Origin of the sequence: Bradyrhizobium sp. 27S5 (assembly GCF_037217225.1) — a bacterium.
In the GTDB taxonomy this organism is placed as follows: Bacteria; Pseudomonadota; Alphaproteobacteria; order Rhizobiales; family Xanthobacteraceae; genus Bradyrhizobium; species Bradyrhizobium septentrionale.
Window position 1 is genome coordinate 6,648,763 of sequence record NZ_CP147714.1, and the last position, 24,470, is coordinate 6,673,232.

25 protein-coding genes are annotated in these 24,470 nt (G+C 63.5%); 6 read left to right on the forward strand and 19 right to left on the reverse strand.

Going from position 1 to position 24,470, the window contains the following annotated elements; genetic code table 11:
* Window positions 1-7: 7 nt before the first annotated feature.
* The 8 genes from WDM24_RS31455 to WDM24_RS31490 form a co-directional block, all read right to left on the reverse strand.
* Complete coding sequence (locus tag WDM24_RS31455; protein ID WP_338828520.1) at window positions 8-379, reverse strand: GFA family protein; 372 nt, start codon at window positions 377-379, stop codon at window positions 8-10.
* Window positions 379-975, reverse strand: a complete 597-nt coding sequence (locus WDM24_RS31460; protein WP_338828521.1) for a class I SAM-dependent methyltransferase — start codon at window positions 973-975, stop codon at window positions 379-381. The genes WDM24_RS31455 and WDM24_RS31460 overlap by 1 nt, the downstream gene beginning before the upstream one ends.
* Window positions 976-978: 3 nt before the next feature.
* The gene (gene glyS, locus WDM24_RS31465) at window positions 979-3,219 is read right to left on the reverse strand and encodes a glycine--tRNA ligase subunit beta (RefSeq protein ID WP_338828522.1); all 2,241 of its coding nucleotides are present in this window, start codon (window positions 3,217-3,219) and stop codon (window positions 979-981) included.
* Entirely contained in the window at window positions 3,219-4,154 is a 936-nt protein-coding gene (locus WDM24_RS31470) for a glycine--tRNA ligase subunit alpha (protein ID WP_338832476.1), read from the reverse strand. The genes glyS and WDM24_RS31470 overlap by 1 nt, the downstream gene beginning before the upstream one ends.
* Before the next feature lie 261 nt (window positions 4,155-4,415).
* A complete protein-coding gene (locus tag WDM24_RS31475) occupies window positions 4,416-4,607 on the reverse strand; it encodes a hypothetical protein (protein WP_029079014.1) in 192 nt (63 codons plus the stop codon).
* A gap of 116 nt (window positions 4,608-4,723) precedes the next feature.
* A complete protein-coding gene (locus tag WDM24_RS31480; protein ID WP_166304391.1) occupies window positions 4,724-5,635 on the reverse strand; it encodes a S49 family peptidase in 912 nt (303 codons plus the stop codon).
* A gap of 245 nt (window positions 5,636-5,880) precedes the next feature.
* Entirely contained in the window at window positions 5,881-6,708 is an 828-nt protein-coding gene (locus WDM24_RS31485; RefSeq protein WP_338828523.1) for a tRNA1(Val) (adenine(37)-N6)-methyltransferase, read from the reverse strand.
* Window positions 6,701-6,928 (reverse strand): DUF2007 domain-containing protein, encoded by a 228-nt coding sequence (locus WDM24_RS31490; protein ID WP_106320528.1) that lies wholly within the window; start codon window positions 6,926-6,928, stop codon window positions 6,701-6,703. The genes WDM24_RS31485 and WDM24_RS31490 overlap by 8 nt, the downstream gene beginning before the upstream one ends.
* Window positions 6,929-7,063: 135 nt before the next feature.
* On the opposite strand from WDM24_RS31490, the gene WDM24_RS31495 reads away from it, so the two are divergent.
* On the forward strand, window positions 7,064-8,074 hold the full coding sequence (locus WDM24_RS31495) for a polyprenyl synthetase family protein (RefSeq protein ID WP_166304205.1): 1,011 nt from the start codon (window positions 7,064-7,066) through the stop codon (window positions 8,072-8,074).
* A 208-nt stretch (window positions 8,075-8,282) separates the two neighbouring features.
* Here WDM24_RS31495 and WDM24_RS31500 read toward each other — a convergent pair whose 3' ends face one another.
* Window positions 8,283-9,122 (reverse strand): AraC family transcriptional regulator, encoded by an 840-nt coding sequence (locus WDM24_RS31500; protein WP_338828524.1) that lies wholly within the window; start codon window positions 9,120-9,122, stop codon window positions 8,283-8,285.
* Between the two features lie 238 nt (window positions 9,123-9,360).
* Here WDM24_RS31500 and WDM24_RS31505 point away from each other — a divergent pair, with 238 nt between their 5' ends.
* On the forward strand, window positions 9,361-10,602 hold the full coding sequence (locus WDM24_RS31505; RefSeq protein WP_338828525.1) for an ABC transporter substrate-binding protein: 1,242 nt from the start codon (window positions 9,361-9,363) through the stop codon (window positions 10,600-10,602).
* A gap of 148 nt (window positions 10,603-10,750) precedes the next feature.
* Window positions 10,751-11,854 (forward strand): mandelate racemase/muconate lactonizing enzyme family protein, encoded by a 1,104-nt coding sequence (locus WDM24_RS31510; protein WP_338828526.1) that lies wholly within the window; start codon window positions 10,751-10,753, stop codon window positions 11,852-11,854.
* A 180-nt stretch (window positions 11,855-12,034) separates the two neighbouring features.
* Here the strand turns inward: WDM24_RS31510 and WDM24_RS31515 are convergent, their stop codons facing one another.
* The gene (locus WDM24_RS31515) at window positions 12,035-12,406 is read right to left on the reverse strand and encodes a hypothetical protein (RefSeq protein WP_414645641.1); all 372 of its coding nucleotides are present in this window, start codon (window positions 12,404-12,406) and stop codon (window positions 12,035-12,037) included.
* Between the two features lie 195 nt (window positions 12,407-12,601).
* On the opposite strand from WDM24_RS31515, the gene WDM24_RS31520 reads away from it, so the two are divergent.
* Window positions 12,602-12,826, forward strand: coding sequence for a hypothetical protein (locus tag WDM24_RS31520; RefSeq protein WP_166304191.1), 225 nt, complete (start codon window positions 12,602-12,604; stop codon window positions 12,824-12,826).
* A gap of 85 nt (window positions 12,827-12,911) precedes the next feature.
* On the opposite strand, the gene WDM24_RS31525 is transcribed toward WDM24_RS31520, so the two are convergent.
* The 3 genes from WDM24_RS31525 to WDM24_RS31535 all read right to left on the reverse strand — a co-directional run bounded on the left by WDM24_RS31525 (window position 12,912) and on the right by WDM24_RS31535 (window position 14,479).
* Complete coding sequence (locus tag WDM24_RS31525) at window positions 12,912-13,049, reverse strand: hypothetical protein (RefSeq protein WP_338828528.1); 138 nt, start codon at window positions 13,047-13,049, stop codon at window positions 12,912-12,914.
* Between the two features lie 18 nt (window positions 13,050-13,067).
* A complete protein-coding gene (locus WDM24_RS31530; RefSeq protein ID WP_338828529.1) occupies window positions 13,068-13,502 on the reverse strand; it encodes a cupin domain-containing protein in 435 nt (144 codons plus the stop codon).
* A gap of 320 nt (window positions 13,503-13,822) precedes the next feature.
* Complete coding sequence (locus WDM24_RS31535; RefSeq protein ID WP_338828530.1) at window positions 13,823-14,479, reverse strand: glutathione S-transferase; 657 nt, start codon at window positions 14,477-14,479, stop codon at window positions 13,823-13,825.
* Between the two features lie 175 nt (window positions 14,480-14,654).
* Between WDM24_RS31535 and WDM24_RS31540 the strand changes: the two genes are divergently transcribed.
* The gene (locus WDM24_RS31540; protein WP_338832477.1) at window positions 14,655-15,878 is read left to right on the forward strand and encodes a polyhydroxyalkanoate depolymerase; all 1,224 of its coding nucleotides are present in this window, start codon (window positions 14,655-14,657) and stop codon (window positions 15,876-15,878) included.
* Window positions 15,879-16,050: 172 nt separating this feature from the next.
* On the forward strand, window positions 16,051-16,845 hold the full coding sequence (locus tag WDM24_RS31545; protein ID WP_338828531.1) for a substrate-binding domain-containing protein: 795 nt from the start codon (window positions 16,051-16,053) through the stop codon (window positions 16,843-16,845).
* A 148-nt stretch (window positions 16,846-16,993) separates the two neighbouring features.
* On the opposite strand, the gene WDM24_RS31550 is transcribed toward WDM24_RS31545, so the two are convergent.
* From WDM24_RS31550 to WDM24_RS31575, 6 genes are all read right to left on the reverse strand, one after another.
* On the reverse strand, window positions 16,994-18,730 hold the full coding sequence (locus WDM24_RS31550; RefSeq protein ID WP_338828532.1) for a protein kinase domain-containing protein: 1,737 nt from the start codon (window positions 18,728-18,730) through the stop codon (window positions 16,994-16,996).
* Window positions 18,731-18,790: 60 nt separating this feature from the next.
* Entirely contained in the window at window positions 18,791-19,609 is an 819-nt protein-coding gene (locus tag WDM24_RS31555) for a formate/nitrite transporter family protein (protein WP_166214717.1), read from the reverse strand.
* Window positions 19,610-20,097: 488 nt separating this feature from the next.
* Window positions 20,098-20,844 (reverse strand): transporter substrate-binding domain-containing protein, encoded by a 747-nt coding sequence (locus tag WDM24_RS31560; RefSeq protein WP_338832478.1) that lies wholly within the window; start codon window positions 20,842-20,844, stop codon window positions 20,098-20,100.
* Between the two features lie 158 nt (window positions 20,845-21,002).
* Window positions 21,003-21,428, reverse strand: coding sequence for a DUF4399 domain-containing protein (locus WDM24_RS31565; protein WP_338828534.1), 426 nt, complete (start codon window positions 21,426-21,428; stop codon window positions 21,003-21,005).
* 37 nt (window positions 21,429-21,465) lie between these two features.
* On the reverse strand, window positions 21,466-23,034 hold the full coding sequence (locus tag WDM24_RS31570; RefSeq protein ID WP_338828535.1) for an SUMF1/EgtB/PvdO family nonheme iron enzyme: 1,569 nt from the start codon (window positions 23,032-23,034) through the stop codon (window positions 21,466-21,468).
* Window positions 23,035-23,249: 215 nt separating this feature from the next.
* Window positions 23,250-24,428, reverse strand: coding sequence for an MFS transporter (locus WDM24_RS31575; RefSeq protein ID WP_338828536.1), 1,179 nt, complete (start codon window positions 24,426-24,428; stop codon window positions 23,250-23,252).
* Window positions 24,429-24,470 lie beyond the last annotated feature (42 nt).

The window sequence follows — 24,470 nt, forward strand, 5'->3', positions numbered from 1 at the left end:
CCGCCGCTTATTTGTCGGCGACCCAGCGATGGCGGCGCTCCGTGAAGACCGATTGCGATGGCGCGGGAAAATCGGGGTCCGCGAAGGCGCCGACCGCAACGCCGATCAGATCCGGCGCGCGGCGCGGCTCCCAATAGACCGACGTTCCGCAATTCGGACAGAAGTGGAACACCACCGCAGACCCGCTGTCGCCGACACGGCTGTACTCACGCGCCTCGCCCTGCGGCTCGACATCGGCGCGGGGAAAGAACGCCGCGACCCCATAGGTGCTGCCGGTCCGCCTCTGGCACTCCAGGCAATGACACAGCGATATCTTGAGAGGCTCGCTCTGACAGGTGACGCTGAGCTGTCCGCAGGCGCATGTCGCAAGCCTTGCCATCATCGCCTGCCTTTACTGGCGACCAGCCGGTGAATGACTTTGCCGGATGACGCGCTGACGACTTCCGCGTCGAGCAGCAATTCAGCCGCCGCCAGTTCAGTCCGCACCAGGGCCGCATCGAAGGCTGCATAGAGCCGGCCGTGTGCATCACGCGCATCGTCACCTGCGGTGACGCGCCAGCTCAGATAGAACACGCCGCCCGGCTTCACGATATCGAACATGCGGCGCACCGACGGCACGATCAGCGCGTGATCGAGATGCATGATCACGGTCTCGCACAGCACATTGTCGAAACTGTCGGCCGCGATGCCGGACAGGTCAGGCAGCTCGGCATGCGCAAAGCGCAGCGTCGGATAGCGGGCGCGGGCCTCCGTGAGCAGACCCTCGGAGGCATCAAAACCCTCGGCCGGAAAGCCGTTGGCATTCAGCCACGCCACCTCGCGGCCGCTGCCGCAGCCGATATCGGCTGTTACGCCGCCCTTGATGAAGAAACGCGTGACGATGTCCTGCAGATCGACCGGGGCCGGCTGCTCGTGCCAGTCCTGCGCAAACGCCGCCGCTTCCTTGTCGTAAGCGGCGAGCGTCGCGCGGTCCATCGATCAGCCCTCGATTTTGGAGAAATCCGCCACCGCACGCGTCGCAGCGCGGATCTCGTTGAGCAGTTTCAGGCGGTTTTCGCGCACCTTCGGGTCATCGTCGTTGACCTTGACCTTGTCGAAGAACGCATCGACCGCCGGGCGCAGCTTCGCCATCGCGCTCATCGCGGCGGCGAAGTCTTCCTTGGCAACGGCGGCGGAGGCCTCGGCCTTCACCTGGTCGATCGCCTTCGCGAGGCTCTTCTCTTCGTCGAGCTTGTAGAGCGCGGCGTCCGGCGCGCCCTCGAAGCTGCGCTTGTCCTTCTTCTCCTCAATGCTGAGGATGTTGCTGGCGCGTTTCGTGCCCGCGAGCAGGTTCTTGCCGTCGTCGCTGTCGAGGAATTTGCCGAGCGCCTCGACGCGGCGAACGATCATGAGAAGGTCATCCTCCGTTCCCAGCTCAAAAACAGATCTCGCAAGATCAAATCGAGCACCTTGGGTACGGAGTTGCGCTTCGAGACGGTCATCTATGAATGCGCGTAGATCAAATATTTCATCAAAGGCTGCATCGAGCTGTTCTTCCGAAAGCTCATCGGGAAACGCCTTTTCCTCAGCCTTGAGCAAGAGACGCTTCGCGCGGCGCGCAGACAGAACCTCCTTTGGAAGCGCCTTAAGTTCATCGGCCAGTCGATCTAGCTCACGATTTTTCAGGTCCATTTGAACTTCGATGTGCGCCGATATGAATACCTTCATCAACGGAATACGAAGTTGATTCTCTAATACCGTTCGAATGACTCCAAGAGCTGCTCGTCTCAATGCATACGGGTCTCTACTTCCCGTCGGTCGCTCGTTGACAATCCAGAACCCCATAAGGGTATCGATCTTGTCCGCGAGAGCGACAGCGATGCTGGTTGGATCAGCTGGAATGCGGTCACTTGGACCTTGTGGTCTGTAGTGATCCTCTATGGCCTGCGCGACGGAGGCATCTTCTCCCTCGGCGAGAGCATAATACTTGCCCATGAGACCCTGCACTTCGGGAAACTCACCCACAACTTCCGAAAGCAGGTCTGCTTTCGCTAAGCGAGCCGCTCTCTTTGCCTTCTCAACATCCGCGCCGACCAATGGGGCGATTTCCGCTGCCATCTCGACAATCCTCTCGATCCGCTCCGCCTGTGTCCCGAGCTTCTCGTGGAACACGATCTGCTCGAACTTCGGCAGCCGGTCTTCCAGCTTGGTCTTCAGATCGGTCTCGTAGAAGAACTTCGCATCACTGAGCCGCGGCCGGATCACGCGCTCATTGCCGGCGACAATGGTCTTGCCGCCGTCGGGCGCCTCGATGTTGGCGGTCAGCACGAACTTGTTGGTCAATTTCCCCGTCTTGGGATCCTTGACCACAAAGCACTTCTGGTTGTTGCGGATGGTGGCGCGGATCACCTCGTCAGGAATCGCCAAAAATTCCTTCTCGAACGATCCCATCATCACAACAGGCCATTCGACGAGGCCCGAGACCTCGTCGAGCAGAACCTGATCCTCGACCAGCTCGAGGCCCTGCGCGAACGCGAGCTCCTTGGCGTCCTCGATGATGATGTCCTTGCGCGCCTGCGGATCGAGGATCACCTTCGCGGCCTTCAGCTTGGCCTCGTAGTCCTCAAAGCGGCGTACCGAGATCGCGGCTGGCGCCATGAAACGGTGGCCGTAGGTGGTCTGTCCGGCCTCGATACCGTCGACCGAGAATTTCACAATGTCCGGCTCTTCGGTCTCGAGCCCAAAAGTCGCGGTGATGGCGTGCAGCGGGCGCACCCAGGTGAGCGAGCCTGATTTCGCCGAGCGCGCGCCCCAGCGCATCGACTTCGGCCAGGGGAAGGTGCGGATGATCACCGGCAGCATCTCCGCGATCACGTCGATCGCGGCGCGGCCGGGCTTTTCGATGAGCGCGATGTAGAAATCGCCCTTCTTCGGATCGGTCTGGATCTTTGCCTCGCTGATCGAGGACAGGCCGGTGGCCTTCAAAAATCCCTGGATCGCGGGCTCTGGGCCGCCGACGCGCGGGCCGCGGCGCTCGTCCTTCAGGTCGGGCTGGCGCGCGGGAATGCCGTGCACGGTGAGCGCCAGCCGCCGCGGGGTCGCGAACGCCTTGGCGCCTTCATAGACGAGGCCCTCGGCGACCAGCTTGTCGGTCACCATGCGGCGCAGATCGTCCGCCGCCTTCGCCTGCATGCGCGCGGGGATTTCTTCGGAGAACAGTTCGAGGAGAAGATCGGGCATCAGACCGCCCTGCCCGTTTCAGTGTGGATCCATGCCTCGCCGCAGGCCTTGGCCAGATCGCGCACGCGCGCGATGTAGCTCTGCCGCTCCGTCACCGAGATGACGCCGCGGGCATCGAGCAGGTTGAACACGTGGCTCGCCTTGATGCATTGGTCGTAGGCCGGCAAGGCCATCAGATGTTCCTTACTGTTGCCGCCCTCACGCCAGCCGGCGGCGAGATATTTGCGGCAGGCGTCCTCGGCCATCCTGAACTGCTCGAACAGCATCGCGGTGTCGGAATATTCGAAATTGTGCCGCGAATATTCCTGCTCGGCCTGCAGGAAGACGTCGCCATAGGTGACCTTCTCGGCGCCCTCGCGGCCGTTGAAGTTGAGGTCGTAGACGCGGTCGACGCCCTGCACATACATCGCGAGCCGCTCGAGCCCGTAGGTGAGCTCGCCCGCGACCGGCGCGCATTCGACGCCGGCGACCTGCTGGAAGTAGGTGAATTGGCTGACTTCCATGCCGTCGCACCAGCACTCCCAGCCGAGACCCCAGGCGCCCAGGGTCGGGCTCTCCCAATCGTCCTCGACGAAGCGGATGTCGTGGATGGCGGCGTCGATGCCGATCGCGGCGAGCGACTTCAGGTACAGGTCCTGAAGGTTCGGCGGCGACGGCTTCATGATCACCTGGAACTGGTAGTAGTGCTGCAGGCGGTTGGGGTTCTCGCCGTAGCGGCCGTCCTTGGGCCGCCGCGAGGGCTGCACATAGGCCGCATTCCACGGCTTTGGCCCCAGCGCGCGCAGCGTGGTCGCGGGATGGAAGGTGCCGGCGCCCATTTCCATGTCGTAGGGCTGGAGGATGACGCAACCCTGCTCGGCCCAGAATCGCTGGAGAGCCAGGATGAAGCCCTGGAACGAACGTTCCGGGCGCATGTGGTCAGGCAGGGCGTCCATCGTCACGACAGGTCTCGCGAGGGGGGTTGTGAAGCGCGCGGGACCGTATCGGCGGCAGCCAATGGAATCAAGGCGATGGGGATGTTTCTGCGAGCTGTCGTCACCTCTCCCGCTTGCGGGGAGGTCGGATCGCATCTTTGGATGCGATCCGGGTGGGGGCTCTATCCACGATACGACTCGCGGATAGAGCCCCCCCGACCCTCCCCCGCAAGCGGGAGAGGGAGCGCAATCCCTGAGTGGCAAGATTGGGAGATCCAGGCCTTAGCCCGGGCGATAGGCCCCGGTCACGGGGTCGCGGCGCAGGGTCTTGATTTCGCCCGCATGCGCGGCTTCGGCCACGCGGGACAATCGCGCCTCTTCCAGTTCCTGGTTGATCCGGACGGCCGTCTTGTAAGCCCAGCGGACCACGGCCAGGCCACCCAGGACGCCTGCGAATGCAATCAGCGGCGGCATCGGTCGATCCTTGTCGTTCGCGTCTGTCAGGCCCCCAATACCAGGCATTCTTACGCAAGCCGGCTTGCGCCGCAATCGCACTTTTGGGACTAAATGGCGCGCTCACAACCGTGTGTTCACAGCCCGAATCTGGCCCAAATCGCCCGTGTTTCCAACGCCGAGATCAGATCGTCCGGCAGCGCGGCGATGCCGTCCAGCGCCGCCAGCGAGCCCGCCCCCGCCGCCCGGCGACCGAGCAGGCCGGACAGCATGCCGCTCGCCGGCGCGATCACCGGGGTCAGCACCTTCTCGCCATAGCGGGCGCGCAAGGTCGAACGAAGGTCGCCGATGGCGTCGGCGAGCCCGAGACCGATCGCGGTGTCGCCCGCCCAGTACTCGCCGGTGAACAGCGCGTCGTCGGCACCCTTGAGGCGGCTGCCGCGGCTCTGCTTCACCAGCGCGATGAAGATCGCATGGATCTCGCGCTGGATCGCCTTCAGCCGGGCGACGTCATCAGGGTTCTCGGGAAGGAACGGGTCGAGCATCGCCTTGTGGCTGCCCGCCGTATAGAGCCGGCGCTCGACCCCGATCTTCTTGATCAGCCCCTCGAGGCCAAAGCTGCCGCCGACCACGCCGATCGAGCCCAGGATCGAGGACGGGTCGCAATAGATCTCGTCGCCCGCGCAGGCGATCATGTAGCCGCCGGAGGCCGCGACGTCCTCGACGAATACCAGCACCGGCAGCTTCTTCTCGGCCGCCAGTTGCCGGATGCGCAAATAGATCTGCCGCGACTGCACCGGCGAGCCGCCCGGCGAATTGATCACCAGCGCCACCGCCTTGGCATTCCGAGTGCCAAAGGCGCGCTCCAGCATCTTGGCGACGCCGGAGAGCGTCATGCCGGGCCGCAGCGGCGTCACCGCGCCGATCACGCCCGACAGCCGCACCACCGGCACCACCGCCGTGCCGCGCCTGAACCGCGCCGGAAGCATTTTCTGCGCACGCTCGAACAGTCCCGGACGTCTGGCGCGATCACTTATTTGTTCACTCATGCCGTTACCTCGAATTAACCACTTTTTATCACGCCAGTGTCATTGGATTCCGTGGAACGCGTTTTGCATTTTGTCATTGAGGTTGCAACGCGCGGCGGAGAGGGACTCATGAAGATCTACCTGCTGATTTTGCTGATCGGTGCGCTCCTGGCGGCGATCCACTTCACCTCAACGCCTGATCGCCAGTCAGAAACGGCTTCGCAGTAACTTAGTGCCAGTCACTACGTGGGCAGTTCGCCTGCCCGCTAGCGCCGCGCCAGCGGCAATTCTCCCTTTCCAGCCAAAATCTCCTGCACCCATTTATTGGGCACACCTGACTCTTCCTTGAGCAGCAGTGCGGCATGGAGCCGCGCCGGCGCCCGGCCGCCCTTGACGGCCCGCACCAGGATTCGGATCGCCGGCGACGTCGCGTCGGCGTGAACCGGCAGGATCTCGAGGCTGCCGAAGCCGCGCTCCAGCGCGGCCAGCACCTCGGCAATGCCGTCGGCTCGCCAGATCAGCGCAAGCTGCCCGTTCGACCTGAGAATCCGCCGTGCGACGTGGACCCAGCCGGCGAGCGTGGTCGCGGTCGCGACATGAGCGCGCTCCCGCACGCCGTCCGGCGAGGCCTGGTGCCGCGACGGATCGTTGAACGGCGGGTTCATCAGCACGACGTCGGCGCTGTCGGGTGCAAGACCAGCGTCATCGAAGGCTGCAGCACGGGCCTCGACATCGAGCACGATCACGTCGGCCATGATCGCATTGTGGCCGGCATTATTCCGTGCGAGCTCGGCCAGCGTCGGATCGATTTCGACCAGAACCAGATTGATCCCCCTCACCCGCCGCGCCACGGCGAGCCCGGCGGCGCCGACGCCGGAACCAAGATCGACGACGCGGTCGCCGGATCGCGCCGGCGTCGCCGCGGCCAGCAGGATCGCGTCATGGCCGGCGCGGTGGCCGCCGCGCGGCTGCCGCAGGCGCAATTGCCCGCCGAGAAATCCGTCCTCGGTGACGTCGGCGGCCGGAGACTCCTTTTTTGACGCGTTTTCCTCACGCGAACCGGGGTCCACTTCGCTTGAAAACGCTCTAATCATCGGCCCGCAATTCGTGGCCGAGGCCGGCGTCGGTCAGGAGCTGGCGGGCCTCGTGGTTGTCGTCCTCATGCACCAGGATCCGCCGCGGCAGCACGCCGAGCGAGCCCTCGATGATGCTCATGTTCTGGTCCAGCACCAGATGATGGATGTTAGCGCTGTCGAGCAACGCGCCGATGGCGGAGACCAGCACAATGTCATTGGTCCGTACCAATTCCCGCAAAACGCACTCTCCTGTCGGCCCGGCTGTGCGGCCAATGCGCCACATGTCAATAACTTGATGGCCTTGCCGCTGCACCGCGCAGTTTCTATTGTTATAGCTGAGCATAGTGAGAAATCGGCAAAATTGGAGACCAGCGTGGCGGTTATTGTACCCTTCGAAAGCCCGTCCAATGCTTCGATCGACGGGCTGGTGGGACTTCTCGCCGCGGACATGGAGCGCGTCAACACGACGATCCTCTCCAGGACCGGCTCCGAGGTCACCATGATCCCCGAGGTCGCCAATCATTTGATCTCCTCCGGGGGTAAGCGGCTGCGTCCGATGCTGACCTTGGCGATGGCGCAGCTCGCCGACTATTCCGGCGACGGCCATATCAAGCTCGCCGCCGCGGTCGAGTTCATGCATACCGCAACCCTGTTGCATGACGACGTGGTCGATGAGAGCGAACTGCGCCGCGGCAAATTGTCCGCGCGGATGCTGTGGGGCAATGAGGCCAGCGTGCTGGTCGGCGACTTCCTGCTCGGCCAGGCGTTCCGCATGATGGTCGAGGTCGGCTCGCTGCGCGCGCTCGACATCCTGTCGGCGGCCGCCGCTACCATCGCCGAGGGCGAGGTGATGCAGCTTGCGGCGGCCAAGAACACCGCGACCACCGAGGACGAATATCTCGCCGTTATCCGCGGCAAGACCGCGGAGCTGTTCGCCGCGGCCTGCGAGGTCGGCCCCGTGATCGCCAACCGGCCGAAGGCCGAGCAGACCGCCTGCCGCTCGGTCGGCATGAATCTCGGCATCGCCTTCCAGCTCGTCGACGACGTGCTCGACTATGGCGGCAAATCCGCAAAACTCGGCAAGAATGTCGGCGACGATTTCCGCGAGGGCAAGATCACCCTTCCCGTCGTGCTCGCCTTCCGCCGCGGCAACGACACCGAGCGCAAGTTCTGGATTCGCGCACTCGAGCGCGGCGAGATCGGCGCTGCCGATCTCGACCACGCGATCGGGCTGATGACCAAGCACCGCGCGCTGGAAGACACGATCAGCCGCGCCCAGCACTACGGCGCGATGTCGGTCGACGCGCTGGCGCTGTTCCCGCCTTCGCCGATGAAGACGGCGCTGGAAGAGGTCGTCGCGTTCTGCCTCGCGCGCTCGCATTGAGTAGGTCTCGCACTCACTGAGCATCATAGACGGTGTCGTCCCTGCGAAAGCAGGGATGACTTGAGACTGTTCCGGCCCGATGCGTCGGTGTTGGCCCCGTCATCCTGAGGAGCGCGCAGCGCGTCTCGAAGGATCGACGGCCACCAGCCGGGCCGTGCATCCTTCGAGGCTCGCTCCGCTCGCACCTCAGGATGACGGGACAAGTTCTCTACCCCTCCACCGGCACCCAGATCTCGAGCCCGCCGTTGCCGGTATTCTTGTCGAACTTCTCGTCGTAGCGCTCGAAGCTCGGCGCGTCGGCGACCTTCATGCCGGACTGCGGCAGCCAGCGATTCCAGATCGTGTTGACGGTGCGGCGGATGGTCGAGATGTGGTCGGTGTGGGTGAACACGAGATATCTCTGCGCCGGGATTCTGACGTGCGCGAACTCGCGCGGCAGGTCAGAGAAATCGGCGACCTCGATACCTGCGATGTAATCGAAATTCCCGGCGTCGTCGCCGTTGCAGCAGACGCCGTAGGCGATGTTGCCGACCTGGCGGGGAATGTGCGCGCATTGCTGGTGGAAGCCATGCCATTGGTTCGGGATGCCGGCGGTGCTGTCATTGGCGTGGTTGTAGCGCTCGCCGACGCCGGCAACGAGAAAGGCCTTGCCGGTTGCGATGCGCGGCGGATCGATGTGATCGAGAGCGGTCGAGATCATGGTGATCGGCTCCTGCAGCTTGAGCTTGGTCAGGCACGTCGTGGCGCGCACCGTCTCGGGCGTGACGCCGAAATGGTCGCGGAACGCGCGGGTGAATGCTTCGTGGGAGCCGTAATCCGCATCAAGCGCCAGGCTGAGAATATCGGGCGCACCGGCCGCGAGCTCGCGCGCGGCCTCGCTGAGGCGGCGCGCCCGCAAATAGCGCATCACCGAAAACCCGGTTGCTTCCGCGAATGCCCGCACCAGATGAAAGCGCGAGACCCCGGCGACGGCTGCGATGTCATCGAGCGTCATCGGCCGACGGAGGTGGCTCTCGATGTACCAGAGCGCCTTCTGGGCTGGATTCATGGACGACGGCCTTCCTTCAAAGCACGCACATCATGCGCGCCTGCCGAACGCGGCGCTTGACAGTCCTTGCTGCGCAACGGCGGAAACTCTGGTTCCGCTCTACGGAAATTTACCGCAAAGCCGTCGCTGGTAACACCGTTGCAATCGTGCATACTCGCAGTTGCATCGATCCGACGGCTCATCAAGCTGCCCGAAAATCAAGACTGCACGAGCCGCGGCCAGCATGTCAGGGAGGACAATGATGCACTACCCACGCCTGAGCTATGTCAACTGCGTCAAATCAGCGGCGCTTGCGGGGCTTCTGACGATCGCCGTCGCAACCGCCGCCAACGCACAGAAGAAGTATGATCCGGGCGCGACCGATACCGAGATCAAGGTCGGCAACATCATGCCCTATTCGGGTCCGGCGTCCGCCTATGCCACGATCGGCAAGACCGAAGCCGCCTATTTCAGCAAGCTCAATAGCGAAGGCGGCATCAACGGTCGCAAGGTCAACTTCATCTCCTATGATGACGCCTACAGCCCGCCGAAGATGGTCGAGCAGGCCCGCAAGCTGGTCGAGAGCGACGAGGTGCTCTTGATCTTCAATCCGCTGGGCACGCCGGGCAACACCGCGATCCAGAAATACATGAATGCCAAGAAGGTGCCGCAGCTGTTCGTCTCCACCGGCGCCGCCAAGTGGAACGACCCGAAGAATTTCCCGTGGACCATGGGCTGGCAGCCGAGCTACCAGGTCGAGGCCCGCATCTATGCCAAATACATTCTGCAGAAATATCCCGGCAAGACCATCGGCGTGCTCTATCAGAATGACGATTTCGGCAAGGACTATCTGATCGGGCTGCACGACGGGCTCGGCGATCAGGCCAAGAAGCTGATCATCGTCGAATCCTCCTACGAGACCTCGTCACCGACGGTGGATTCGCAGATCGTGCAGATCAAGGGCGCCAACCCCGACATCTTCGTCAACATCGCAACCCCGAAATTCGCGGCGCAGGCGATCAAGAAGGCCGCTGAGCTCGACTGGCATCCGGTCCAGTTCCTGACCAACGTCTCGGTCTCGATCGGCGGCGTGATGAAACCGGCCGGCTACGAGGCGAGCCAGGACATCTTGTCGACCCAGTATCTGAAGGATCCCGCGGATCACGAGTGGAAGAGCGATCCAGCCATGAACGAGTGGCGCGCTTTCATGACCAAGTGGTATCCTGAAGGCGACCAGAACGACGCCTCGACCGTGTTCGGCTATGGCGTCGCCAAGGGGCTGGAGCAGGTGTTGCGGCAATGCGGCGACGACCTCACCCGCGAGAACCTGATCAAGCAGGCGGCCAGCCTCAACTTCGAGATCGGCATCTACCTGCCCGGCACCAAGATCAAGACCGGGCCGGACGACTATGCACCGATCGAGCAGTTGCAGATGATGCGCTTCAAGGGCGAGAGCTGGGAGCGGTTCGGTCCCGTCATGAGCGGCGAGAAGAGCTCGTAACAGCTTTCTCCGCAATTTCGCAGTTCGCGATGCCCGGTCTTGGGCCGGGCATCCACGTCTTCGACACGATTGACGAGCAAAACTCGTCACAAGCAAGAGTTGGGATGGCTGGAACCAGGCACATCCTGCGATCGGAAGGACAACAACAATGAAGATCACCGATGTCCGCGCCCACCATATCCGCATTCCCTATGACGCAGGGCCCGCGAGCTTCCGCCAGGGCGCATCCGCGATCTCGGCGCTCGACATGGTGCTGGTCGAGGTGTCGACCGATGCCGGCCTGACCGGCTGGGGCGATGCCTTCGCCTATGTCTGCCCGAAGACGAGTTGCACGGCGGTGACCGAGATGATCGCGCCGCAGGCACGCGGCCTCGACGTGCCGAACGCCGCAAAGATTCCCGCGGTGATGGAGCAGATCCAGCGCAATTTGCATCTGTTCGGCCGCTACGGCATCACGATGTTTGCGATCTCGGCGCTCGACATCGCGCTGTGGGATCTGGCCGGCAAGGTCAAGGGCGCACCGCTGCATCAATTGATCGGCGGCGCGCGGCGCAGCTCCATCCCGGCCTATGCAAGCCTGATGCGGATCGGCAATCCCGCGCAGATCGCCGCCGAATGCAGGAAGGCGATCAAGCTTGGCTATGCCGCGATCAAGCTGCACGAGACCACCGTGCCGGCCGTATCAGCCGCACGCGAGGCGATCGGCCCCGGCGTGCCGCTGATGGTCGACATGAACTGCCCGCTGGACGGGCCGGCGGCGATACAATTCGCCCGCGACTGCAAGCAGGCCGCGCCGATGTTCCTGGAGGAGCCGGTCTGGCCGCCGGAGGATTTTGCGACGCTTGCGGAGGTGCGTCGGGAAGGCCGGCTCGATATCGCAGCCGGCGAGAACGCCTGCACCGTGCATCAGTTCCGCCAGATGATGACTGCCGGCGCGGTCAGTCACGCGCAGCCGTCGGTGATCAAGGTCGGCGGCGTCACCGAATTCCTGAAGGTGGCCGTGCTCGCCGACGAGTTCGGCGTCCAGGTGATTCCGCACTCGCCCTATTTCGGGCCGGGCTTCCTCGCCACCCTGCATCTGATGGCGATCCGCGACGAAGGCCTGATCGAAATGTTCTTCATGAAGCGCCCCGCCTGCCTGTGGGGCGACCGCATCGCTGTCGACGCCAACGGCCATGTCGCCGTGCCGCAGGGCCCCGGGCTCGGCTACGAGCCGGATCGCGATGTGATGGAGCAGTATCGGGTGGCGTGAGCCGAGACGCGCCGCGAAGAAAGTGCGCCCCCTCTCCCGCTTGCGGGGGAGGGTTGGGGTGGGGGTGTCACTGCAAGCGATATCCTTCGTGTGGAGAAATCCCCCACCCGTATCGCATCTGACGATGCGATATGCCTCCCCAAGCGGGACAGGCGAAGGCAATTCGCGGATCGACCTTTGCTACTTCGTCCCGTCCTTCGCGGCAGGCGCAGCATCCTTCGCCGGCGGAGCGTCAGCCTTCTTCTTCAAATCTTCCGTCAGCTTGAGCTGCCCCGCCTGCTGGTCGGCGACGAGCTTCTGCAAACTCGCGACCGAACTCTTCAGGCTTTCGATCTGCCGGTTGGCGGCGTCGAGCTTCTGCTGATGATCTGATGTCAGCTTGTTGATGGTCTTCTGCAGGAAATCGACATTGCTCTGCAGACAGCTGGTGCGCCGCTCCATCGTCTTCTCGACGGTGCAGATCTCGATGCCGGGAACGTCTTGCGCATGCGCGGTTCCGACGACGCCGAGCGCAATCAGCGCGAGCAAGGCAACAGCCATACGAGCGAACATCATCATCCCCGATCAGAAGCGTCTTTCACAGTTTTGTGCTCACGACGCTGAAAGCTAGGCAGACATACCACACTGAAACCGCATTCAAGCAGTGTGCTTCACTCATTACGGGGACTACTCGTGGGGACGGGGGCCTTCGGAACTCGTTTGGTTCGACCCCTTTTGGCTCGACCTTGGGCAGTGGAGACAGATCGTATGGCTACGCGCGAAAAACGGCTGGCGCAATTCGACGGCAATGGCGAACCTTCGCCGGAACAACGCGTGGAAGTGCTTTGTGAGGATCACAGCGGAACGTATCAGCTGCCGTTCGCCTGCCGGTTCATCGACGGCCGGTGGCGCAATGATACAACCGGCGGCGCGCTGGAGGTCAATGTCATTGCCTGGCGCATGCCGCGCGTGAAGCAGGCGGGCATGGCGTAACAGCGCACAAGCGCTGTTTCAAAACGCGACGCGCACGCGCACGACTTTAAGATTTGGAACGCGGGTGGAACGAACCGCGTCCGAATCACTGATCGAGCGCCGTACTCCGTTGTTCACGGCTAGATGTGGTCATCAGCCCGATGCTGCGCACCACATACAGAAGCATCACGATCGGCCGCAGCCAGCGGCCGACGACAAAGGTTAATTCCTCCGCAGACGACATTGCGAACCCTCCTCGCGGTCATTTCCAAGGCGTGACCGGCGGCACCGTCTCGGTCGCCGGCGGCACATCCACGGTCTTGAAATCGGCCGGGCTGACGATCTCGAGGTATTCCATGTCCTTCGAGTAATCGAACAGATAGTGGGTGATGCCGGGGCGCTGATGGATGACGTCGCCGGCCTCGACCAGCGTCTCCTTGTCCTCGTACATGAAGCGGGCCCAGCCCTTGGTCATGATGACGATCTGGAAATCGCACAGATGCTTGTGCCAGCCGGTGCCCTGCTCCGGCGGCAGATCGGGATTGGCCTTGACCAGATGGCAGATCACCTGCCCGCCGGTGGCGTCGGCGATGCCGAGATCGCGATACAGGAAGAAGTCGCGCAGACCTCCGCCCCTGAACTCGGTGTCACCTGGTTTGACGTGGGAGAATTTGCTGACGACGGCGTGCTGATTCATTTCAAGCCTCCACGGTTCTCGTATTCGCGAGATCGCGGCGCGGGCTCAGCGTCCAAATTTTCGGCAGCGTCGCATCGTCGCGGTCACAGCTCGATGTTGCTATGCGAAATCCTTGCCAGCCCGATTGTGCTGCGGTGTTCGGTCTCGCCGTGAGCTGATGTCGCAGTGGAAGCATCTGGCGCAAAGCGCAAATTTGCATTCGGCGCGGATCGCGTCGCCCGCGCCGCGCGCCGCCAGGACCTGACGCCGACGGCACGTCTGTTGAGCAAGGCTTGCCTGGAGCTTGAGCCGCCGACGCAGGCAGGCCGCCCACCCGCTGCCTAATATTCGACCTCGAGCTCCTCGACGTCGGCAGGCTCGGCCTTCGCGGCCTCGATCCATTCCTGCATCTCGGGCATCGCCATGATGGTCTTGGCATACGCCGCGAGCACGGGATCGAGCTTCACGTCATAGGTCATGAAGCGGGTCACGACCGGCGCATACATCGCGTCCGCCATGGTGCGGCGTTCGCCGAACAGAAACGGCCCGCCTGATATGCCGAGGCAATCGCGCCAGATCACGCAGACGCGGTCGATGTCGGCCTGCGCCCGCGACCAGATCTTGAAGCCGGGGAAATGGCCCTTGAGGTTGACCGGCAGCGAGGCCCGCAGCGTGGTGAAGCCGGAATGGATTTCGCCCGAGATCGAGCGGCAATGCGCGCGCCGGATGCGGTCGTCCGGCAATAGCCCGGCATGCGGCATGATCTCGTTGAGATACTCGCCGATCGCCAGCGTATCCCAGACGGTTGCGCCCTCGTGGCGCAGGCAGGGCACCAGGATCGACGATGACAACAGCAGCAATTCGGCCCGTGCCGAGGCGTCGTCGGGCGCCGTGACCACCTCCTCGAACTCCAGCCCGGCGAATTTCGCCAGCAGCCAGCCGCGCAGCGACCACGACGAATAATTCTTGCTGCTGATGGTGATTGTCGCTTTCGCCATGCCCGCTCCTCACGCCCTGAACGCGTCCTTAGCCCCCGGACCTGCGCGCCGGTCCAAGCCGCCGCGCCCCCGAAGCCGTTCATTTTTGCAGCAAGCCACGTGCCAATTTGCCGGGCAGCCCGCCCCCTCTCTGGCGTCGATATTGCATAGCCAGCCGGGCCAGGGGCGGATGCGTATGATGTCAATGATGTACCAAGCTTACCAGAACCACATGGACTTCACGGCGCCATGGCGGACCGGGGCCGCAGCGGCGCTGAAATACCTCAATCTGGTGCCGCAGGGCGCCACCGACCGGGTGTACGGGCGGCTCGCGGCGGCGCTTGAGCTGATCTCGCGCTCCACCCTGACCTACGCCCGTCCCGACTACGCCATCGGCAGCGTCACCTCCGGCAACAGGGAATACCAGGTGACCGAGGAGGTCGCCTATGCGACGCCGTTCGGCTCGCTGCTGCATTTCAGGAAGGTCGACGGACCGGAGCAGCCGCGGATGCTGCTGGTGGCGCCGATGTCCGGCCATTTTGCCACGCTGCTGCGTGGCACGGTGAAGACGCTGCTGCAGGACCACGACGTCTATATCACCGACTGGCACAATCCGCGCGACATCCCGCGCAAGGAGGGCCGGTTCGGGCTCGAGGACTATACCGACCATCTGATCGACTTCCTCGGCCAGATCGGTCCCCGCGCCCATATGGTGGCGATCTGCCAGCCCTCGGTGTCGGCGCTGGCGGCCGCTGCGATCATGTCGGAGGACAATCATCCGGCGCGGCCGGCGTCGCTGACCCTGATGGCCGGACCGATCGACACGCGGATCCAGCCGACCAAAGTCAACGAGTTCGCCAAGAGCAAGCCGATCAAGTGGTTCGAGGACAATCTGATCAACTACGTGCCCATGCAGTGCAAGGGCGCGTTGCGTCAGGTCTATCCCGGCTTCGTGCAGCTCACGGCCTTCGTGTCGATGAACCTGGAGCGTCACATCAAGCAGCACATCGATCTCGCCAACCATCTCGCCAAGGGCGAGACCGCCAAGGCCGAGGTGATCAAGACCTTCTACGACGAGTATTTCGCGGTCATGGATCTGCCGGCGGAGTTCTACATCGAGACGGTGCGCGACGTGTTCCAGGAGCATCTGTTGCCGCAGGGCATGCTGATGCACCGCGGCCGCCCGGTGAACCCGGCGGCGATCCGGCGCATGGGCCTGATGACGGTGGAAGGCGAGAAGGACGACATCTGCTCGATCGGCCAGACGCTCGCAGCGCAAGACCTCTGCACCGGCGTCCGCACCTATCGCAAGGTGCATCACATGCAGGCCGGGGTGGGCCATTACGGCGTGTTCTCCGGCAAGCGCTGGAACAACGAGATCTACCCGCTGCTGCGCGATTTCGTGCATGTGAATTCGTAAGGGCTGACGACGCTCTCTCCCCGTCATTGCGAGCGCAGCGAAGCAATCCATGTTTCCGCATGCGCAGTGGCATGGATTGCTTGACGGCGAATACCTAGTCACGCCTCTTTCCGGGCAGTAATCTCCTTCTCCACGACGACCCCGTCCCAAGAATCGTCCAGGGAGAAACTCCATGCGTTCCGCCACCGCCTTCCGCGCCCTCACGCTCGCCTTGATCGGCGCCCTCGCCTTCACGTCAGCCGCAGCCGCCGCCGAAGTCCACGTCCTGATCTCGGGCGGGCTGACCGCAGCCTACAAGGCGCTGGTGCCGGAGTTCGAGCGCAAGACCGGGCACAAGGTGGTGACCGCCTTCGGGCCGTCGATGGGCACCACGACCAACGCCATTCCGGTGCGGCTGGAGCGCGGCGAGCCGGCCGACGTGCTGATCATGGTCGGCTATGCGCTCGGCGACCTCGTCAAGCAGGGCAAAGTCGTGGCCGACAGCCGCGTCGACCTGGTGAAATCGCCGATCGGCATCGCGGTCAAATCAGGCGCACCGAAGCTGGACCTCAGCTCGGCGGAGACCGTCAAGCAGGCGCTGCTGGCGGCGAAATCGGTCGCCTATTCCGACAGCGCCAGCGGCGTCTATGTCTCGACCGAGATGTTCGCAAAGCTCGGCATCGCCGATCAGATGAAGGACAAGGCGCGGATGATCCCGGCGACCCCGGTCGGCGAGATCGTGGCCAAGGGCGAAGCCGAGATCGGCCTGCAGCAGATCTCGGAGCTGAAGCCGGTCGCCGGCATCGACATCGTCGGCCCGCTGCCGGAGCCCTTGCAGAAGATCACGGTGTTCTCCGCCGGCATCGCGTCGGTTTCAAAGGAGCCCGACGCCGGCAAGGCGCTGATCAGCTTCCTCGCTTCGCCGGATGCCCGCGACGCGCTGGTGAAGAGCGGACTGGATCCGATTGCCGGCAGCGCGACGCATTAGCAAGGCATCCCCCACTCTCTTCCCGTCATCCTGAGGAGCGCGCAGCGCGTCTCGAAGGATGCACGGCCCGGCCGGTGGCCGATTCATCCTTCGAGGCTCGCTTCGCTCGCACCTCAGGATGACGGAGATAGGTAGAGGACTTGTCCCCCTACCGCAAATGATGCGCGGCGTAGGCGAGCAGCAGGACGACGACGAGCGCCAGGAGCAGCGTGGTCGACTTCCAGAACAGCACCGGGTTGCGCTCGATCAGCGGGGTCGATGACGTCGTCAGATATTTCGCGTTGGGATTGCGCAGGTCGAACAGGAACTCGGAAAAACTCTCGTAGCGCTTGAGCGGATTGGCGTGCACGGCGCGCTCCAGCGCGCCATCGACCCAGTTGGGGACGTCGCGGCCGCCATGCCCGGCCGGACGATAGACCAGCCTGTTGAAGTCCGATCGGGTGCGGGCGCGGGCAATCTGCGCGCCATAGGGCAAGCGTCCGGTCAGCATCTGATAGGTGACGACGCCGAGCGAGAACAGGTCGGAGCGCGCGGTGCCGGCATCGCCCAGAAAATACTCCGGCGCAGTGTATTGCTGGGTGCCCAGGATATCCTCGCCGCCCGATGGCGCCGCGTCGGCGACACCCGCGATCCGCGTCGAGCCGAAATCGATGATCTTCACCGTGCCGGTCCGGTCGATCATGATGTTGTCGGGCCGGATGTCCTGGTGCAGCATCTCCTTGCGGTGGAACGCGCGCAGGCCTTTTGCAATTTGCTCGGTGATGTCGCGCACCGTCTCCAGCGCGGGCGACGGACTATCGATCATCCACTGCGTCAGCGTCTGGCCGTCGATATATTCCATCGTCACATAGAGGAAATTGCGCCGGCGCTGCGGCAGAAACGGCTTCAGCACATGCGGGCTGTCGATCCGCTTGGCGACCCACTCCTCCATCACGAAGCGCTTCAGATAGGCGCCATCGTCGCGCAGATCGATCGAGGGGATCTTGATCGTGACCGTGGTGCCAGTCTCCTCGTCGACCGCGAGATAGATGTGGCTGCGATGTGATGCATGCAGCTCGCGCACCACGCGGTAGCCGTCGAACAGCATCCTTGCATCGAGCAGCGGCGGCAGCGGCAGCTCGGTCGGCTGGCCGAACACCTCGCTGGCATCGCCGTCGGGCAAGGCGTCGATCCGGATGATCTGCGCGGTGAGATTGTCCGGGCTGCCGTTCTCATAGGCCTGCTCGACGATCGATTTCGCTGTAGCATCGAGATCGCCAGCGCCGTCCAGAATCGTCTTCGCCAGCTGGCGCGGGGCGACGTGCTCGTAGATGCCGTCGGTCACCAGCAGGAAAGTGTCGCCGCGCTCCAGCGGAAGATTCTGGTAGTCGATCTCGAGCTGCGGGTTCACGCCGAGCGCACGGCCGAGATAGCTCTGCTGCGACGAGATCACGACGCGATGGTCGTTGGTCAATTGCTCGAGGCTGGTGCCGGCGACACGGTAGATCCTGCTGTCGCCGACATGGAACAGATGCGCCGTGGTCGATCGGATCACCATGGCGCTCAGCGTGCAGACGTAACCCTTGTCCTTGTCGTAGGGATTCTGGCTGCGTCTGGTCTGGGCGTGCAGCCAGGAATTGGTCGCCTCCAGCACCCGCTGTGCCGAGCTCTTCACCGACCAGGATTCCGAGGTGCAATAATAGTCGGTCAGGAAGCTCTTGACCGCGGATTCGGCGGCGACGCGGCTGACGCTGCTCGAGGAGATGCCGTCGGCGAGCACCACGGCGACGCCCTTCAGGCCGAGCAGCGGCTCGTCCGGGATCAGCACGCCGTGAAAATCCTGATTGGTGTCCTTGCGGCCCTTATCAGAGAATTGCCCGACCGATATTTTCAGCGCGCGCGGCATCGACCGTCCCAATGCGAATGGGGCCCACCATGACAGGAGAGCCCCATCCACCGGCCTGGATCAAGCCGCGAGGCGCTGGCGCTTCGGCGCCGTCTTGATATGCGTCGTGTAGAGCGTGAGCCCGGTGAAGGCGAGGCCGCCGACCAGGTTGCCGACCACGGTCGGGATCTCGTTCCAGATCAGATAGTCCATGATCGTGAAGTGACCGCCGAGCATCAGGCCGGACGGGAACAGGAACATGTTCACGATCGAATGCTCGAAGGTCATGTAGAAGAACAACATGATCGGCATCCACATCGCGATCACCTTGCCGCTGACCGTGGTCGAGATCATCGCGCCGACCACGCCGGCCGAGACCATCCAGTTGCAGAGCATGCCGCGGATGAACAGCGTCAGCATGCCGGCCGCGCCATGCGCCGCGTAACCGACGGTGCGGCTCTCGCCGATGGTGCCGATCACCTGGCCGACCTTGTCGGGCGGCGAGGAGAAGCCGAACGTGAAGACGATCGCCATCATCACCGCCACCGTGAAAGCGCCGGCGAAATTGCCGATGAACACGAGCCCCCAGTTGCGCAGAACACCACCGAGCGTGACGCCGGGCCGCTTGTCGATCAGCGCGAGCGGCGACAGCACGAACACGCCGGTCAGCAGGTCGAAGCCGAACAGATAGAGCATGCAGAAGCCGACCGGAAACAGCGCGGCGCCGACGATCGTCACGCCGGTGTTGACGTTGATGGTGACCGCAAACGCTGCCGCCAGCGCGAGGATCGCGCCGGCCATGTAGGCGCGGATCACGGTGTCGCGGGTCGACATGAAGATCTTGGATTCGCCGGCGTCGACCATCTTGGTGACGAATTCGGACGGTGCGAGATAGGCCATTCTTAAAGTCCCCTTGCGCAATTCGGCCGCGCCGGATGCGATGCCGGAAGCGACGCGGGTTGATTGAAATGCTCGTCCGTCCGGGGAGATGGGGGTCTGACGACGCTCGAGACGCCCGGACCGGGCGCCTTGATCCCCTCGCCTTGGCCTTCACTGGCTACGGCAATCCGGAGGACGGCAGTCGTCATTGACTGATGCAATCAAAAGCAATGCATGTGCCAACCGCAGGCGTCGGCCGCAGTTTAAAAGTTCGTGTTAATACAATGGCTTACCAGACCGTCCGAGAGGCAGGCGGGCGCGATGACGCCGAATTATGCAGCTTGCACAGATGTCGCCCACGGCAGCGCGCCTGTCCGTCTCCGTCATCCTGAGGAGCGCGCTCTTGCGCGCGTCTCGAAGGATGGACGGCCCGGCTGGTGGCCGTCGATCCTTCGAGGCTCGCAAGAGCTCGCACCTCAGGATGACGGGGATAGGGTCGATATGCGCCGCTACTTCACCTCGGTCCGAACCGGCGAGTCCTTCAGCCCGTTATTGTCATAGGCCTTGCGCAGCGTGCCGTTGGCGATTGCCTCCGTCATGAACTTGGTGGCGAACGCCGCGGCGAGCGGATGGTTGAGCGGCACCGCGACCGCGGTGACGGTCTGCTTGAAGGTTTCGTCCAGCACGCACGTGCCCGGAATCTTCTTCGCCATCGCGATCAGCTGATCGCGCGATAGCGCGAAGGCGTCGACGTCACCATTCTCCAGGAGAGGGAAGATCTCGTCATAGGTCTGATAACCCGTGACCCTGGCGTGCTTGAGATGCGCGATCGCACCACGCATGGTCGTGGTGTTGTTGACGGCGGCGACCTTGACGCCGTCCTGGTCGAGCGTTGCGAAATTCGTGATCTTGGAACCCGGCCTGACGATATAGGTGGCGTCGGCGACCTCGTAGATCGGCCCGAACGTCATCTTGGTTTCGCGATCGGGATCCTTGGGCAGGAAGGTGACGTGCCAGCTGTTGTTCGACGCCGCGTCGGTGATCTGGCCGGAATTCTGATGCACGACGTATTCGACTGATACCCCGAGCTGTGCCGCCATCTCCTTGCCGAGATCGACGGGAACGCCGGCATAGCCGTGCTCCGTCTTGGTCGACCAGAACGCGCCGCCGGCCGGGCTGATCGCAATCGCGACCCGGAGCTTTCCGCTCGGCGCGATCTGATCCTTCAAGGCGTCGGCATTGGCAGATGTGGCCATCATCATCGCTCCCAGAACGAGGCCAGCCAGACGCTGCAATCGAGACGACATCGGTGCCCCTCCACGCCGAATCTTGCTTGTCCGGCAGGCGCGCAACAAACCGCACGGCACGGCCTGGCGCAAGCGCCGGTTCTCGCAAGGGAGCTATCCGTATCGGCCTATCTGACCCGGATGGTGATTTTCTCGGAAACGACGGGCGGGCTGAATGGATAGTGCTTGGCGTCGCCCAGCACCAGCTGCAAGGTATGCTTGCCCCGCGGCAGGTCGAGCTGCGTCTCGGTCTGTCCTGCACCGAAGTGCAGATGAGACTTGTCCGACGGGATCGGCTCATTCGGATTCAACGGCTCGTTCACGTCGATCAGAAGATGGTGATGGCCGCTGTTCGGATAGTCGTCGCCGGCATGGGTGACGCCCATGTTGCGCAGCCCAAAGCGACACCAGAACGGGCTCTTCACCGTCACCCCGCTGTGCGGCCAGAGGAAATACAGCTTGGTGTCCTTCCCTGCCGGCTTGTTCTGCGCATTGGCCGGAGCCGCGAACAACGTCAGTGCTGCAGCGAGCATGATCAAGCCTGTACTTTTCATATCCCCTCCATGAAACCCCGCGATTGCATACGATCGCTCAGGGAGTCAGCGCGACCCGGAAACCGTGGGTCGGGTAACGGACATTGGCGTCATAATTGTCGCGATTGGCCGGACGCACATAGCGGGCGTCGTTCTTCCAGGAGCCGGAGCGAAGGACATGGGAGGCGCAGTCGCCGCCGGACCAGACCGCACCGTCGGCCGACGCGCCCTGGTAGTTCCTGTGCCAGCAATCCTCCACCCATTGATCGACCCCGCCGCCCATGTCGTAAAGACCGAACGGATTCGGCTTGAAGCTGCCGACCTTGACCGGTTGTTCGGTCGCAGCACTACCGCCGCAATCCTTGCAACCTGCGTTGCCCAATTGCATCTGGTCGCCCCACCAGTATTTCGACTGCGTTCCACCACGCGCCGCATACTCCCATTCGGCCTCGCTCGGCAGCCGATAGGCCTTTTTGGTGCGCTCGGCGAGCCACGCCACATATTGCTTCGCGTCATTCCAGCTCACATTGGTAACCGGAACGTCGTCCTTGCCGGTGACCGTGAAGCCGCAAGCCTTGGCCTCCGCGCAGGCATTCCATTCGCGCACGGTGACCGGATATTTTCCCATGGCGAACGGCTTGACCGTCACCTTGCGGACCGGCCGCTCCGAAGGGTCGTCATTGCTTCCCATCGAGAAGCTGCCGCCCTGCAGCGAGACCATTTCGGGCTCCGGCACCGACACGGCGGGACTGGCGGAGGGTGCAGACTGAGGCAACGCCTGCTGTGTTGGCGCTGCGCTTGGGATCTGACTTGGGATCTGACTTGGGACCGGACTTGCAGATTGAGTTGGAGCCGGGCTCGGTGCCGGCTGCTGAACGGTCGGCGAAGCCGGCGATACCGGCGGCGCCTGCGCCACCTCAGCCTGCTTGCCGCGCGGTTGCGCGAGCATGTACCAGAGCACACCGCCGGCGATGATTGCGACCGCCAATCCGAGCAGCGTGAGCAGGATGGACTCACGGCGCCGGCGCGTCCTTTGGTACGCGGCGGCGTCCGGCAACACGCGATAAACCCGGACCGGATCGGTGATGTTCTTGACCTTGCGGTCGCCGAGCGATTCGTATCCGCAGACCATCTTGTGCTTGATCTGCTCGTAGATGCCACCGGAGATGAAGACGTCACCCGGCGCCGCAATCCCTTCCAGACGCGAGGCGACGTTGACGCCGTCGCCATAGATATCGTCGGGTTCGATGATGACGTCGCCGAGGTTGACGCCGATCCGGTACTCGATCCAGTGATCTCTCGCGATCGCCGCGTTGCGGCCGATCATGTTCTGCTGGATCACGATGCTGCAACGGACGGCCTCGACCGGGCTGTCGAATATCGCGATAAAGCCATCGCCGGTGGTCTTGACCAGCTTGCCGTGGTGCTCGGCAATGGTCGGCTCGACGAGATCGCGCTCGATCCGCTTGACGCGGGTATGCGTGCCCTCTTCGTCAAGTTGCATCAACCGGCTGTAGCCGGCGATATCGCCGGCAACGATCGCTGCGAGGCGCCGCGGCATCGAATTGCCGGGAGTCTCGCCGGGAGGCTGAGACCGGCCTGACTTGAAGTCGCGAATTTCTCCCATGGGGCTCCGGCTGCTCCAAAAAATTTGTGCTCGAGGCGCAACCGGCGCCTTCGTCCCCGAGGCTCGGTTAAACCTACCACACCTTCGGATTGGAACAAAGTTTCGCGAAGCGTGACCAAGCTCACGGATTGCCGCCCGCGCATGAGCCGCGCACCCGCCGGGCGAGCGGGCGGGTACTATCTCAACGGCAAACCGGGTGGCAAGACACTATTGCGTCAGCCCGCCTGGGCGGCCGGCGCCCGGATCTCGCGCGGCAGGATGATCGCGGCCGCAATCGCCAGCAGGCAGAGTGCCGCGAAGGCGCGCAGCATCATGGCGAAGCCGCCCTGGTCGTACAGCCAGGCCACCAGGCCGACCGAGGCGCCGGCCGCGGTGAAGCCGACGAAATAGCGCACCGCATAGGCGCGCGAGCGCCATTCCTCGGTGGTGTACTTGCCGACCATGGCATCGTTCACCGTCACCTGGCCGAACGCACCCATCACGATGCCGATCGAGACCAGGATCAGCGGCAGGTTGGACAGGTTCGCGGCGAGATAAAGGAACGGCGCCAGCATGAACGACAGCGGCAGCGCCACCGTCTTCAGCGAATGCCTGTCGAGCAGCTTGCCGATCGTGTACTGCGTCATCGCGCCGAACACATAGACCCCGGCCGCGATCACGCCGAGCAGGGCCGGGCTCCCGGTCAAGTCGGCGAGCCGTTCGGCGAACAGTTTTGGCAGCGCCACCGTCACCGCGTTGAAGGTGGTCGAGATCGCAATCACCACGATCAGGAGCGACAGCACCACGCGCCACATGTCCTGCTTGGCGACGCGCGCCTGGGCTGCGGCCTGTTTGGAGCCCTTGCGGTCCTCATGCACCACCGTCATCGCAAAGGCGATGCCGATCAGCACGGTGACGGTGCCGGGCACGATGAACGCCCAGCGCCAGCCGAGATACTGGCCGATCACGCCGGTGACCAGCGCCGACGAGGCGACGCCGAGATTGCCCCAGACGCCATTGATTCCCATCTCGGCGCCGAGCTTCTCGGCATAGGACACGATCATCGCGGTGCCGACCGGATGATAGATCGAGGCGAAGATGCCGATCGCCAGCAACGCTGCGCCGAGCTGCAGCGGGCTCGAGACGAAGCCGACCGAGATCATCGACAGGCCGATGCCGACGAAGAAGATCAGCATCATGTGGCGGCGGCTCCAGCGGTCGCCGAGCCAGCCCGTGATCAGCGAGCCGGCGCCGAAGGCGATGAAGCCCGGCGTCGCATAGGGCAGCAGTTCCGAATAGGCCATGCCGAGCGCCGGGCCCATGATGATGACGGCGGCGGCGAAGATCAGCATCGCGTAGTGATCGATGAAATGGGCGGCGTTGACGAAGGTGATCACCCGGCTGGGGCTATTCATGGCACGTCTCTCACGCGATTCTTCAATTGCTCGAAAAATAGG